Below are 14,020 nucleotides of genomic sequence, written 5' to 3'. Positions count from 1 at the left end.
CTCGTTCACACCGCTTCAATCGCCCGCTTCCAGCGACCCATGCACATGATGGGGAAGTAGAGGCGGTAGAGGTGATAGCGGAGGTAGAAGACGCGGGGGAAGCCGGTGCCGGTGAACCATTTTTCGTCCCACGTACCGCTGGGCAGTTGCGTTTCGGTGAGCCAGCGGATGGCGCGCTGCACGCCGGCGTCCTGCGGGCCGTAGACGGCCATCATCGCCATCGCGCCCCATGCGGTCTGCGACGCGGTCGAAGGGCCTTCGCCCTTGAGCGTCGGGTCTTCGTAGCTGTCGGCCGACTCGCCGAAGCTGCCATCGGGCTTCTGCACGCCGCGAAGCCATTTGCCCGCGCGCTGGATCCATTCCTGATTCATGTCCACACCGACCGTCCGCAATCCGCCGACGACCTGCCATGTCCCGTAGATGTAATTGACGCCCCAGCGGCCGAACCAGCAGCCCTCCGGCTCCTGCTCGAACTGAAGGAACTTGACCGCCTTCTGCACCACCGGATGCGATGGGTCGAATCCGTGATGCCCGAGGCATTCGAGCGTGCGCCCGGTGATGTCGGGACAGGACGGATCCTGAATGGCGTTGTGATCGGCGAAGGGGATGTGCTCGAGGATCGGCCGGCTGATCGTGCGATCGAAGGCGGCCCATCCGCCGTCTTCGTTCTGCATGGCGAGTATCCAGTTCACGCCGCGCTTCGCCGCCGCCGCCGCTTCCGGGGCGCTCCCGTTGGCCGCACGGTGCAGCGCCATCGCCACCATCGCCGTGTCGTCCACGTCCGGGTAATACGCATTGTTGAACTCGAAGTACCACCCGCTCGGCGGCACATCGCGCCGCACGTTGTTCTTCCAGTCGCCCACGACGTCGCGGCACTCCTTGGCGACGAGCCAGTCGCAGACCTTCTTCACGGCCGGGTGACTCGCCTTGAGCCCCGCCTCCGTCAACGCATATGCCGCGATGCCCGAGTCCCAGATCGGCGAGAAGCACGGCTGAAAGCGAATCTCGTCGCCGTCTTCGATCATCAGCCGGTCAAGCTGCTCGTACGCCCGGCCGACGTGCGGGTCGTTCATGTCGTACCCGAGGCAGCGGAAGGCGATGATGATGTACACCATCGGCGGGAAAATCGCGCCCAGCCCGTCCGAATGCGAGTGATTCGTACGCTCCAGAATCCACTCTTCGATCTGCTTGAGCGCCTTGCGGCGCAGCGGCGTGAGCTTGATCTTCTCGAGAATCTTCAGGCCCTTGTCCACCGCGACGAACAGATTGCGCCAACTGATCAGGCGCTGATCCAGTTCGAGCACGGGGCGATGGCGATAGTCGTGGCTCGTGTACAGCTCCATGATGCCCATCGGCTCGGGAAGCTGCCGCACCGGGCGGTAGCTGGACACGATCGACAGCGGCATGATCATCGTGCGCGACCAGGCCGAGACTTTGTCGAGGTGGAAATAGAACCAGCGGGGCAGGAGCACCATCTCCGGCGGGACGGCCGGGACGTTGTCGTAATGCATCTGCCCCAGCGCCGCCAGGTAGAACTTGCTGTAGGTATTGCACTTTTCCGCGCCGCCGAGCGTGTGAATCAGCTCGCGGGCTTTGACCATGTGCGGCGCGTTGACGTCGTCGCCGATCAGCTTCAGGGCGAAGTATGCTTTGACAGTCGCCGAAAGATCGGGCTTGGCGCCGGGGTACTGAATCCATGCCCCGTCGCTTTCGCGCTGTTGCTTGCGGAGGTAGTTGGCGATCTTGGGAAGGCGGGGGTCCTTTTCGCGCTCGACGATCCATGAGAGCAGGATGTATTCGCTCTGGAGAATCGAATCACCTTCGAGTTCGGCGCACCAGTACCCGTCGGGCGCCTGCTGACGGATCAGTTCATCGACCGCTCCGGCAAGAGCGTCTTCGACATGCGCTCGCAGACTCAGATCCATGGCAACGACGGACCCCGAAAGGGTCGCATCGCCGGTCGATCGCGACGGGCCATTCACAAACGAACCAGTGCTCATGCGGAATCAGTCCGTTCCGACACCGTCATTCCGGCGCGGTCGTGTTCATTTCTCGGCCAGGGACATCGAGCCCGCGCTGCGCCGGCCTGTCGTCCGACGGTTCGCTCCCAAGGCTGACGCCAACCTGACGTGGCGACGGCCCAACATTAACACACGAATGGGCCCGAATCAAGCGGAACCCTTGTTTTTGGGCCAAAATCGCCGATTATGCCGCCCCGACACCCACCGCAGCCGTGATTTTCTTCGCCGCGTCCGTCAGGTCCGTCGCCATCTGCATCACCGGAATATCCGCCTTGGCCTGCTCGATGATCTTGCGGGCCGGTTCGACGTTCGTCCCCTCAAGACGCACGACCAGCGGGACCTTGAATCCGACTTTCCCGGCGGCGGCGACGATCGCGCGGGCGATCTTGTCGCACTGCATGATGCCCCCGAAGATGTTGACCAGCACGCCCTCCACGCCCGGGTCCGCCAGAATGATGCGGAACGCTTCGGTCACCGCCTCCTCGCTCGCCGACCCGCCCACATCCAGAAAGTTCGCCGGCTCCGACCCGTGCAGCTTGACGATGTCCATCGTCGCCATCGCCAGACCCGCCCCATTGACCAGACACCCGATCTTCCCGTCGAGCTTGATGTACGAGAGCCCGAACTCCTTGGCCTTCAGTTCGCTCTCAGGGGTTTCGGACGGGTCGAACATGTCGGTCACGTCCTTGTGACGGAACAACGCGTTGTCATCGAACGTCATCTTCGCGTCGATCGCCAACACCTGTCCCTCCGGCTGTTCGGCCGTGGGCTTGGTGATGATCAGCGGATTGATCTCGACGAGGTCGGCGTCGAGCTTCGTGAAGAGCGCCGCCAGTTTGGTCATGACGGTCATCGCCTGCTTGTGCAGGTTACCGGTGAACCCGAGCTTGAACGCCATGGTGCGGGCCTGATGCGGTTGAAGGCCCATCAAGGGATGCAACTGGCATCGCACGATCGCATCCGGGTTTTCCTCGGCGACCTTTTCGATCTCGACGCCGCCTTCCGACGACGCGATCATGACCGGACACGCCCCCGCGCGATCGACTGTGATGCTCACATAAAACTCTTTGGCGATATCGACGCCCGCCGCCACAAGCACCTTGTTGACCGCCACGCCGTCCGGGCCGGTCTGGTGCGTGACGAGCGGCTTGCTCATCATGGTCTTGGCAGCGTCGAACGCTTCCTGAGCCGATCGGACCAACTTGACGCCGCCGCCCTTGCCGCGCCCCCCGGCGTGAACCTGGGCTTTGACCACGCAGAGCGTCGCCCCGCCCGCCGCCAGCTTCTCGTATGCCGCCTTCGCCTCGTCCGCATTATTCGCCACGATCCCCCCCGGCACCGGCACCCCGGCGTCCGCGAGCATCTGACGGGCCTGATATTCGTGCAGTTTCATGATGACCTTCCGTTAAAAGGTTTGAAAGAGCGTCATGATAACGACTTCCGCGCCGTGACAAAAGCGCCGACGCCCTTCGTTGAGCCGTCGGGCAACGCCCGACGCTTCACCCCATCGGATCGCCCACATGCAACCCGTACACCGCGATGAGCCCCAGCACCCCGATCACGATCAGGTAATACAGCGTCGGCAGCACCGTCTTGCGAAGCGTCTGCCCCTCGCGGCCGAGGAGTCCGACGGTCGCCGACGCCGCCACGACGTTGTGGATCGCGATCATGTTCCCCGCCGCCGCGCCGACCGATTGCAGCGCCACGATCATCGCCCCGCTCAAACCCAATCGCGTCGCCACGCCGTACTGAAACTCCGAGAACATCAGATTGCTCACCGTGTTCGACCCGGCGATGAACGCCCCCATCGCGCCGATCACGCCCGCGAACATCGGCCACACGCCTCCGACATGCACCGCCACCCATTGCGCCATCACGTGCGGCATCGAATCGAGTCCCGCCGCGTTGGTCCCCGAATTGATGTACACGCGCACCATCGGCACCGTGAACACCAATACAAAACCCGCGCCGACAATCACCTTCATGCTCTTGCGCACAGCGCGACCCATCGCCGGCGGGTTCATGCGATGCGCGAAATACGTCACCAGCACCGCCATCGCCATCATCGTCGATGGCAAATACAACGGCGATGTGCTCGCCTTCACATCCGTCCCGAGAATTCCCGCCCATTGCAGCGTCGGCTTCTTGAGCCAATCGCCAAACGGCAGCGACCGCAACCGGGTCAGCACCAACAGCCCCGCCACGATCAGATACGGCAGCCACGCCAACCATACTTCGATCCGCCGCGCCCCTTCATGTTCTTCGAGCTGCAATTGCGTTTTCCACGCATCGGGCCATTGGTCCGCCGATGGAAAGTCCCACGAATCCTTCGGCACAAGCCACCGCCGTTTCGCCGCCGTGGTCATGATCGCCAGTCCGATCAGCGATCCGAGCAGCGATGGAAACTCGGGCCCGAGAAAAATAGCCGTCAGCACATAGGGCACAGTGAACGCCAGCCCGCCCAGCAGGGTGAACGGCAGAATTGAAAGCCCCTCGGTCCATGATTTTCGCGCCCCGTAGAAGCGCGTCATCATCATGACCATCAGCGTCGGCATCAGCGTGCCGGTGATCGCATGAAGCACCGCCGCGCGGACGCCGATCGCGTACAGATACTCGGCCGGGGTCATGCCCGCCGCGGCAAGCTGCGTGACGAAGCCGCCGTGCATCAGCCCGCCGTTGACGCCGATGAGAATGGGCGTGCCGCAGGCGCCGAACGTAACCGCCGTTGACTGAATCATCATGCCGATCATGACCGCCGCCGCCGCCGGAAACCCGATCGCCACCATGAGCGGCGAGGCGATCGCCGCCGGCGTCCCGAATCCCGCCGCGCCTTCGATGAACGAGCCGAACAGCCACGCCACGATGACCACCTGCACGCGCCGGTCGTCGGAAATTCGGTGAAAGCTTCGGCGGATCGACGTCACGCCGCCGGACTCTTCGAGCGTATTGAGCAGCAGAATCGCCGCGAAGATGATCAGAAGGATGTCGAAGGTGATGAATAGGCCCTGAATGCTCGACGCCGCCACCTCCGCGCCGCTCATGCCCCATGCCCACAGCGCGATCGCCGCCGCGCACACATACACCGCCGGCATCGCCCACTTCGCCGCCACGCGAAAGCCCACCAGCAGCACAGCCGCCAATGCGATCGGCATCACCGCCAGCAGTGCCGCCGTGTTGGACCCCATGCGCGCCCCGTATCAGGCCGACTTGACGATGACCGGCTCGGGCGCCCGCTCGGCCCCCGCGCTGACGGTCAGGCCCGTGTTGTGGATGTAAAGCTCCTGCCCCTTGCGGATCTTCCGCCCTTCGTGATCCGCCCGCCGCATCTCATACTTGACTGGCTTCCTGTGATCGCCAAGCTGCCGGCCGACCGCGTAGACCTTTGAAAATGAAAAGAGCATCCGCGTCGTGTTGAACTGGCCGCGCATCCACTGTCGCGCCAGAATCCCCGACAATGCGAACGCCGTCTTCCATCCCAGACTCTTGCGGTTGATGATCGACTGCGTCTCGACGAGGAGCTGATAGAACCGCTCCAAGGGGAGCTTCGTCGGCATGACCGCGTGCTGAATGTCGTACAGGCGATAGTCGAGTGTGGAGAGCCGGCGCTGTTCGGTATGGAAAAGCTCCGTGCCCGGGTACGGCGTCGCCACGGTCAGGTGCACTACCTCCGGCACCTGAAGCGCCCACTCCATCGCGCCCTTGAACTCCGCCTCGCCCCATGACGGATCGGCGATCAGGTTGATCGCCACCTGAATGCCCAGCCGGCGGGCGACTTCCAGTGCCTTGAAATTGTCGTTGGGCGTGATGCGCTTGCGGAACATCTTGAGCTGGTCTTCGTTGAGCGACTCGAACCCGAGAAACATGTACTCGAGCCCCATCTTCGCCCAGCGCTTGAACACATGCTCGTTGCGCAGCAGCACATCGCAGCGGGTTTCAAGGTAGTAGCGCTTCTTGATGCCCCGGCTCTCGATGGCGTCGGCGATGGCCATCCCGTGCTCTTCATGCACGAAGGCGACGTCGTCGACGATGAAGACGTTGGGTTCCTTGATCGAGGCCATGTCCGCGGCGGCGCCTTCGGGCGTGCCCTTGCGGTAGCTGCGCCCGTAGAACGTCCACGCCGAGCAGAACGAGCAGTCCCACGGACAACCGCGCGTAAATTCGATCGACGCGCACGGATCGAGCACGCCGATGAAATACTTGCGGCGGTGTCGCGCCAGATCGCGCGCCGGACGGAACTGATCCAGGTCCTCCAGCAGCGCCGGCTTGGGCCCGACCGAATCGCGCGTCCGTACGCCCGGCAGGCCGTCGACATTGGGCATGTTGTCCACCACCAGCGGCGCGGTGATTTCGCCTTCGCCCTGAATGATGCAGTCGATCGCGCCTTCGCCGTGCTCGAGCACTTCCTCGGCGACGAACGAGATGCTGTGCCCGCCGATGAAGATGAACGTGTCGGGCCAGTGCGATTTGATCGCCTTGGCCAGATCGATCACCTCGGGAATATTCGCCAGATAATTGAGCGAGAACGCGACGGCGTCGGGGCGATACTCGTCCAGCTCGGCCATGAGCTGCATGTGATTGAAAATCTGAAGATCGACCATGCGCACATCATGACCGCCCGCCCGCAGGGCCGCCCCCACGCGCTCCAGACCCAGCGGCTCAAGCCGCAGATAAACCTCGGCATACATCAGCGCGCTGGGGTGCACAAGCATGACTTTCATGGATCACCTTTACTTCAAAAAAATGAAAAACGGCTGACCACGATTCGATTATGACGGGCGAGGCGTCATTTGTCTAACTCCGCCCGCAACTTGCGAAGCAGATCGAACGCCCCCAGCGGCGACAGCGCGTTCAGATCGCTCTCGCGCAACTGCGTCAGAGCCGGATGCTCCACGTACTGCGTGAATAATCCCCACTGTTCCTGGGACTGCGGTTTGGGAGATTTGCCGACATGCGATTCCGTATGCACCTGAAGCTGCGCCATCAGCTCATTCGCCCGCGTGAGCACGCCGTCGGGCAGCCCCGCGATTTTCGCCACGTGAATGCCGTAGCTCTTGTTCGCCGCGCCCGGCGCGATGCGGTGCAGGAACGCGATCTCGTTGTTCCACTCGCGCACCGTCACGTTCAGGTTCACCACATTGTCGAACCGCTCCGGCAGCTCCGTCAACTCGTGATAGTGCGTGGCGAACAGACAGCGGCATCGCCGGGCGGCCAGGTGCTCGGCGATGGCCCATGCCAGCGCCAAGCCGTCCAGCGTCGAAGTCCCCCGGCCGATTTCGTCGAGAATGACGAGACTGCGCGGCGAGGCATGATGACAGATGTTGGCGGTCTCGGTCATCTCGACCATGAAGGTCGATTGCCCGAGGTGGATTTCATCGGACGCGCCGATGCGCGTGAAGATACGGTCGGTGAGGCCGATCGTCGCCGACGCCGCGGGAATGAACGCGCCGGTGTGCGCGAGCAACGTCAGCAGGGCGTTCTGGCGGATGTATGTGCTCTTGCCCGCCATGTTCGGCCCGGTGATCAGCGCCAGCGTCGCCTTCTTATCGAGTTCCGTGTCATTGGGCACGAACCGATCCGCCAGAATCTCGTCAAGCACCGGATGCCGCCCATCGGTGATGATCAGCGTCGGCTCGTCAACGATGTTCGGCCGCGTGTATTGGTATTTCACCGCCCGTCGCGCAAAACACGCCAACACGTCCAACTCCGCCACCACATGCGAAAACTCATGCAGCGCCGTCAGATCATCGCTCGTCGCCTTGCAAAGATCGTTGAACAGGTCCAGCTCGCGTGCGATCGCTTTCGATGACGCGCCCAGCACCTTGTCCTCGTACTCCTTGAGCTGCGGCGTGATGTAGCGCTCGGCGTTCTTGAGCGTCTGCTTGCGGGTGAAAACCGCGGGAATCTTCGTGGCGTGAACATGCGTGACTTCGATGTAGTAGCCGAAGACCTTGTTGTATCCGATCTTCAGCGACCCGATGCCGGTTTCGTCGGCGAGGCGCTTCTGATAGTCGGCCAGATACGTGTTGGAATCCCTTTGAAGCGTGCGGTATTCGTCGAGTGTTTTGTCATAGCTGTCGCGGATCAGGCCGCCGTCGCGCATGTGAGCGGGCGGATCATCGACGCAGGCGGCGCGGATACAATCGCCGAGCTTGTTGAGCGATGGGGCGATGGCGGTCAGGCGATGGTGATAGGCGGCGAGTGTCGGGCGGGCGTCGAGCAGGTCGATGAGCTTGTTGACATCGGTGAGGGAGTTGCCGAGGCCCACGAGGTCGCGGGGGCTGGGTCGGCCGATGGCGACGCGGCCGCTGATGCGCTCCACGTCCTGCACCGCATCGAGCCGCTTGGTCAGGTCCGCACGGAACGTCGCGTCATCGACGATCGCCGCCACCGCGTCCTGCCGGTCGATGATCTTCGCCTTGTCCGCCAGCGGGTAGCAAAGCCATTGCCTTAGCGCCCGCTTGCCCATCGCCGTGCGGCAATCCTGCAGCGCCCCGAGCAATGAGCCCTTCGTTTCGCCGGTGCGGAGCGTGCGTTCGATTTCGAGACTGCGCAGCGACGTCTGATCGATGACCAGATGCGCGTGACGTTCAAAGCGGCGGGGGGGCGACAGGTGGGCGAGTCGGCCGTCACGTGATTGCTGCGTTTCGAGGAGGTAGCTCACCACCGCACCGGCGGGTCCGATGACGATGTCGTCCGCTTCGAGGCCGAACCCGGCGAGTGTGGTGACGTTGAACTGCTTCATCAGCGTCTCGGTCGCTTCCGCCATGCGAAACTGCCACGCCGGCCGCCGCGTCAACGCACACCCGATCGGCCCCGCCAGCCCGCTGATCCGCTCCGGCGGCTGCCCGTTGGCCGTCTCGACATAAAGCAGTTCCCGCGGCCCGATCCGCGCCAGCTCGTCGGCGACCGTATCGCTCGCAAATTGCGCCACGCTCAGCGCCCCCGTCGAAAGCTCCGCGAACGCCAGCGCCACCGTGTCGTCATTGACGAACTGCACCGCCGCGAGGACGCACGGCTCGCCCTCCTCCAACATCGCATCATCCGTCAGCGTCCCCGGCGTCACCAGCCGCGTCACCTCCCGCTTGACGACGCCCTTCGCCTCCTTCGGGTCCTCCATCTGCTCGCAGATCGCCACCCGGTATCCCGCCGCGATCATCCGCCGCAGGTAACCCTCCACCGCGTGATAGGGCACGCCCGCCATCGGCACGCCCTCCGTCCGCTGCGTGAGCGTGACGCCCAGCACCTTGTGCGCCAGCAGCGCATCATCATAAAAAAGCTCGTAAAAGTCCCCCATGCGAAAGAACAGCACGCAGTCCGGGTGCTCCTGCTTGAAGCGCCGGTGCTGACGCATCGCCGGCGTGTCCTGTTTCGCATTGTTCTCATCCGCGCGGGTCATGAACGGCCAGTGTCCCCGCACCCGCACCCGCTTTCAAGTCGCCCCATCAACCGTGGCCCATCCCCCATTCGCACGGGCGCGCTCCCCCCTCGAATATTCGACACGAGCGTGCGCCCCCGTTCCCATCTCAGAATCGCCCCTTTTTCGCCCATTTTTCGCATGAAGCGCGCACCGGACGGACCCGTGCGCATCGGCGCGGAAGCCCCGACGCGCCCGTGCGCGATCGAATAAGGACTTACGCAAACGCATGCGCACAGCCGCGTCCGATTTGCCATCCCGGTGCGCGAATCGCGCCACGCCTGTGCGCGAAGTGGGTGAAATGACCCACATCCAGCGACGAACGTGATTGGATTCCAACGGGGCGTGATCTGCCGCCGGCCGCGTCAGTTCTGCGTCGGCACCCAGAGGTACCATCCGCTGATCGTGCGGAAGAAGTCGACGGGGCGGACATCGGAGCCGGTCCATGTGACGCGGCCGATCGTTTTGCACGACAGGTCGGTGTAGAGGAAGTTCAGGTCGTTCTCGCCGCCGGCGGCGAAGTTGTTGGCGGCGTTCTCCCATCGGATGAACGTCCACGAGGCGGCGCTGTACGAGACCGTGGTGGTCGCGGGACTGGTGTTGGCGCCGGCGGTGAGGAGGCCCATGTCGCGCCCGGGATGCGAGGCGTGCGGGAACGTGCCGTCGACGCGCGACCAGAGCTGATCGCCCGCCAGCAGGTTGAAGTTGTACGTGCCGTTGCTGAAGCTCGTGTCGCCCGCGCCGTAAAGCCCGTCGGCGTTGTAGGCGAAACGCCAGCCGGCGAACCAGACATAGGTCCACTCCACGCTATTGGTGGCGGCCAGCGGCGGATGGGTGTAGTCGATCGACTCCGTGAACGGACAGGCGAGGCGGTTCAGATCGACATAGGGGTTGTACGCGTCGCGCAGGTCGGTCGCGCCCTGCTTGAGCGCGGTGGGCTTGTTGAACCCGTGCTCGGGGTATCGGCCGGCGTGGTCGGCGGCGAACCCGAGAAAACCGAGCCCGCTCTGGTGCAGGTTGGAGGCGCAGACGGTGAGCCGGGCCGCGTATCGGGCCTGTCTGAGCGACGGCAGCAGGATCGCCACGAGCAGCGCCACGATGCTCACGACGACCAGCAGTTCGATGAGTGAAAAGGCGCGTCGGCGCATGGTGCGTATCCATCGTCCCGCATGCACGCCGCGGGCATTGTTCAAATGCGTCCGATGGATTTTCACCCACCGAACGCAATCGCTTCATCCGATCGTCGGTTCGATTCGTCGAACCCAAACCCGCCAGAGTTCTGTGCGATCGGATTTGGCGTCCAATGCGGCGGTCCGACCGTAATCGGACAACCGCGGATCCCTCGATCGTGGAGGGACCAGCAGGCAAACCATCGTTAAGCGCGCCGGCGGCGCGAAGGCATCAGGGCGAGCAGGGACAGTCCCGCGGGCAGCGCGGCGGGCGCGGGGACGGCGATGAGCAGATTCGGCGCGACGTAGAGCCGACCGGCCGAATAGTTCGTCGGCGCCGAGAAGCTCGCGGAGTAGGCGCCGCGACCGAAGGAATAGCCGGCGAACTCGGGGTTGAAGTTGAACGTGCCGGGGCTTGGCACGGCGGTGTCGAGCCAGGCGTCGCCGCCGTTGATGACCTCGGCGACGATCTGGTAGGTGTGATTGGCCAGGAGGGTGATGGAGCTCCAGAGGGTCTGGTAGCGGAAGTCGCCGATGAGCGTGGAGGCGGTGCCGGCCTGAACGACGACCTGGCCGAGTTCGACGGAGCCGTCCCAGATGCCCACGCGATGCGATGTCGCCAGGCCGTCCTGCCCGCTGTCGTAGAAGCCCAGCGCCTCGATGGTCGTGGTCCGGTTTGCGGTGGTGAATTCGAATCCGACGGCCCCGGTGTAGTCGCTGCGGTTTCCGGTGTGCGCGGAGTTGAGGAGCATCGACTCGGAGGGGACGGGCAGGGCGGGGTTGGCGATGAAGGTGGCGTTGCCGCCGGACCAGCGGCCGTTGACGCCGCCGCCGGTGGACCCGTTGCTGGTCGGGCGGGTGAGGGTGCCGCCGCCGGCGTAGCGGGCGTTGGAGAGGGTGAAACCGGAGGCGGCGGCGTAGTTGGCGGCGGTGCCGCCGTCGGAGAAGTATTCGATGCCCGCACCCATGGTCGCGCCGATGGTGTAGGTCTGGCCGGCCACGAGGGTCAGCGGGGCGATCGGCTCATAGCGGAACCCGTTGACGAGCGTCGCCTGCGTGCCGGCGGCGACGTTGACGCTCGCCAGCAGCGTGCCGGAGGCGTTCCAGATGCCCACGGCGTGGCGCGTCACCAGACCGTCGCCATATCCGGCGGCTCCGCTGTTGGTGATGTCTTCGATGCCCAGTGCGTTGATGGTCTGATTGGTCGCGCCGACGGTGAAGTCGTAGCCGATGGTGTATGCCGCATCCGATCGACGGCCGGACGGGCTGGCGCTGAGGGGGCTGATGACGGCGGCGGGCGTCTCGGCGGCGACGCAGGCGAGCAGCACAGCGGCGGCGAGGCGCGAGGCGGCGCGGGTCAGGTTCCGGCGGGTTCTCATGGTTGTGTCTCCTGCGATGTTGCGGGGTTTCTCAGATTCTCCGTGGCGCGGCGCCCGGCCCCGGACTTGGATGTTTCAGAAACGGATTCACGAATCGGGATGAACAAGGCGTTGGCGGCGCCCCATCGCGCGGCATTGGCGCGATCGCTCTGAAGCGGCGCGCCGAAGGCGCCGGAGCGATAGCAGCTTTCGACGAGTCGCACGGCGTCGTCGGCCTCGAACGCCGCGGCGCCGCCTCCGTCAAGAAACCATTCGATGCCCGCGCCCACGTTGGCGCCGATACGGTATCGCTGGCCGGCTTCGAGGCGGATCGGGCCGGCGTCGATCGGCACGTAGCGCCATCCGTCGATCGACAGAGCGCTGGACGGAATCCGCACATGCGCGATAAGTTGCGCGCCCGTCGCGTCCCAGAGTCCCACGTCAATGGGATCCGCGCTGAAAAAGCCGTCGTTCGCGGGCCCCGCCGGCCCGGCGTCCTGCACGCCCAGATGCGTCAGCCACAACGGCGCGTCGCCGACCTGAATCAGCGACCCGACCGTGTAGCGGTTTTCAGCGCGGGCGGTGGTCTTCGCGCCGCTGCGCAGATGTATCGCCGCTCGGGCACGATGCAATTCACCGGGGGCTTTAGCGCCGGCACGCAGGGCGACCAGACATTCGCCGGCCGCGAAATTCAGCGGCGTTGCGTCGCCGACCGAGGCATCGACATGCCCCTGGCGGACGACCATCGTCATCGTTCGGGCCGTCGCCCCGCCGGGCACATCGAGGGCGAAGCGCGTGCCTCGATCGACGATGCGCACGCTGCCGGGCAGATCGATCGTAAACCCGCGTGCTTGCGGACGGCAGTACGCTTCCATCTGCCCGGCCTCGAGCCGCGCGCGGTTGGGCCCGGTCATTTCAAATTCGCACGGGCCGGTCAGGTCGACGACGGCGGTGGACTCGAACATGACTTGGGCGCGGCCGGCAGTGAGTCGGATCGGCGTATTGAGGCCTTCGCCGAGGGAACGCTCGCCATCGGCGAAGATCGCGTCGGGAGACATGTCGCTGAGCATGGCGTATGAGGCCGGGGCGGCGGAGTGGGGAGCGGGGAGTGCGGAGTGGGGAGTGAAAGGCACAAAGACATACAGGAGCGTGGCGGCGAGCATGATCAGCGCGGCGATCGCTGCTTTGAAGATGAACCCTGAACCCTGACCTCTGAACCCTTTGGTGTACCAGACGCTTCGCCCCGGGGCGGGCTCAGCGTCGGCGTGGGGGGATGCGGATGGCTCATTCACGCCGATGCTGCCTGCCCTGAGCGAAGTCGAAGGGAGCGGCGCTTCGCCGCGAAGCGTCTGGTGGCTGTGGCGGGTGGTGAGTTGGGCGTGCAGCGCGCGGAGGCGGAGGTAGGCGCGGCGGGCGGCGGGGTCGTGACGGAGGAGGTCGCAGAGCCGGGTCCACTGTTCGTCGGACAGCTCTTCTTCGAACATCGGCGCGACGAGCGGGGCGAGGTCGGGATGGTGATCGCGCGGGGCGGGCATCAGGCGGGGTCCTGCGTGCGATTGGCGGCTTCGATGCACTCGAGCAGGGCGAGGCGGACGCGGTAGAGCGCCTGCGTGGTGGCGGCGGTGGACTTGCCGACACGGAGGGCCACTTCGCGCAGGGTGTGCTGAGTTTCGTAGCGGAGTTTGATCAGGGCGTGCGCATCAGGGTCGAGGCGGCCGAGGCAGGTTTCGAGCGCATCCCGCCGCTCGCTCAGATGCGAACTGACTTCGACGGCTTCGTCGCACACCAGCTTGAGCAGCTCGGCGTCGAAGACGTGGCGGTCGCGCTTGTGGTCACGGTGGAAGGCCATGACCTGCGTGCGGGCGACGGCGTAGGACCATGCGGTGAAGCTGTCGGCGGCGAGGGCTTCGTCGCGCTTGTCCCAGAGCACGACGTTGGTCTCCTGAAGGATGTCATCGGCGTCGGCGGGGGCGCGGACGAGGGACATGATGTAGGAGTAGAGCCGATTCTGATGAGCGGCGACGAGCTTGACGAATTCGTGCATGTCGTTTTTCAACG

General features: G+C 64.7%; 9 protein-coding genes. All 9 read right to left on the bottom strand.

Going from position 1 to position 14,020, the window contains the following annotated elements; translation table 11 throughout:
* Positions 1-5: 5 nt before the first annotated feature.
* The gene (gene shc, locus GC162_07295; GenBank protein ID MBI1368445.1) at positions 6-2,000 is read right to left on the bottom strand and encodes a squalene--hopene cyclase; all 1,995 of its coding nucleotides are present in this window, start codon (positions 1,998-2,000) and stop codon (positions 6-8) included.
* 205 nt (positions 2,001-2,205) lie between these two features.
* The gene (gene sucC / locus GC162_07290) at positions 2,206-3,414 is read right to left on the bottom strand and encodes an ADP-forming succinate--CoA ligase subunit beta (protein ID MBI1368444.1); all 1,209 of its coding nucleotides are present in this window, start codon (positions 3,412-3,414) and stop codon (positions 2,206-2,208) included.
* A gap of 106 nt (positions 3,415-3,520) precedes the next feature.
* Positions 3,521-5,206: an L-lactate permease gene (locus tag GC162_07285; GenBank protein ID MBI1368443.1), complete on the bottom strand. Its 1,686-nt coding sequence runs from the start codon at positions 5,204-5,206 to the stop codon at positions 3,521-3,523.
* A gap of 12 nt (positions 5,207-5,218) precedes the next feature.
* Positions 5,219-6,739: a hopanoid C-3 methylase HpnR gene (gene hpnR / locus GC162_07280; protein ID MBI1368442.1), complete on the bottom strand. Its 1,521-nt coding sequence runs from the start codon at positions 6,737-6,739 to the stop codon at positions 5,219-5,221.
* Between the two features lie 65 nt (positions 6,740-6,804).
* Positions 6,805-9,417, bottom strand: coding sequence for a DNA mismatch repair protein MutS (mutS, locus tag GC162_07275; protein MBI1368441.1), 2,613 nt, complete (start codon positions 9,415-9,417; stop codon positions 6,805-6,807).
* A gap of 383 nt (positions 9,418-9,800) precedes the next feature.
* Positions 9,801-10,583 carry a prepilin-type N-terminal cleavage/methylation domain-containing protein gene (locus GC162_07270; protein MBI1368440.1) on the bottom strand — a complete coding sequence of 261 codons (783 nt, stop codon included), beginning with the start codon at positions 10,581-10,583 and terminating at the stop codon, positions 9,801-9,803.
* A 227-nt stretch (positions 10,584-10,810) separates the two neighbouring features.
* Positions 10,811-11,983 carry a hypothetical protein gene (locus GC162_07265; GenBank protein ID MBI1368439.1) on the bottom strand — a complete coding sequence of 391 codons (1,173 nt, stop codon included), beginning with the start codon at positions 11,981-11,983 and terminating at the stop codon, positions 10,811-10,813.
* Entirely contained in the window at positions 11,980-13,497 is a 1,518-nt protein-coding gene (locus GC162_07260; protein ID MBI1368438.1) for a hypothetical protein, read from the bottom strand. The genes GC162_07265 and GC162_07260 overlap by 4 nt, the downstream gene beginning before the upstream one ends.
* The gene (locus GC162_07255) at positions 13,497-14,006 is read right to left on the bottom strand and encodes a sigma-70 family RNA polymerase sigma factor (GenBank protein ID MBI1368437.1); all 510 of its coding nucleotides are present in this window, start codon (positions 14,004-14,006) and stop codon (positions 13,497-13,499) included. Before GC162_07255 ends, GC162_07260 begins: the two co-directional genes overlap by 1 nt.
* Positions 14,007-14,020 lie beyond the last annotated feature (14 nt).

This window comes from Planctomycetota bacterium (genome assembly GCA_016125255.1).
GTDB lineage: Bacteria > Planctomycetota > Phycisphaerae > Phycisphaerales > Zrk34 > RI-421.
This window is presented reverse-complemented; position numbering and strand designations above follow the sequence as displayed.

Coding starts and splice junctions, on each gene's coding strand:
- sucC (MBI1368444.1), bottom strand. CDS start 3,414: ATGAAACTGCACGAATATCAGGCCCGTCAGATGCTCGCGGACGCCGGG.
- mutS (MBI1368441.1), bottom strand. CDS start 9,417: ATGACCCGCGCGGATGAGAACAATGCGAAACAGGACACGCCGGCGATG.
- GC162_07255 (MBI1368437.1), bottom strand. CDS start 14,006: ATGCACGAATTCGTCAAGCTCGTCGCCGCTCATCAGAATCGGCTCTAC.
- hpnR (MBI1368442.1), bottom strand. CDS start 6,739: ATGAAAGTCATGCTTGTGCACCCCAGCGCGCTGATGTATGCCGAGGTT.
- GC162_07270 (MBI1368440.1), bottom strand. CDS start 10,583: ATGCGCCGACGCGCCTTTTCACTCATCGAACTGCTGGTCGTCGTGAGC.
- GC162_07260 (MBI1368438.1), bottom strand. CDS start 13,497: ATGCCCGCCCCGCGCGATCACCATCCCGACCTCGCCCCGCTCGTCGCG.
- GC162_07285 (MBI1368443.1), bottom strand. CDS start 5,206: ATGGGGTCCAACACGGCGGCACTGCTGGCGGTGATGCCGATCGCATTG.
- shc (MBI1368445.1), bottom strand. CDS start 2,000: ATGAGCACTGGTTCGTTTGTGAATGGCCCGTCGCGATCGACCGGCGAT.
- GC162_07265 (MBI1368439.1), bottom strand. CDS start 11,983: ATGAGAACCCGCCGGAACCTGACCCGCGCCGCCTCGCGCCTCGCCGCC.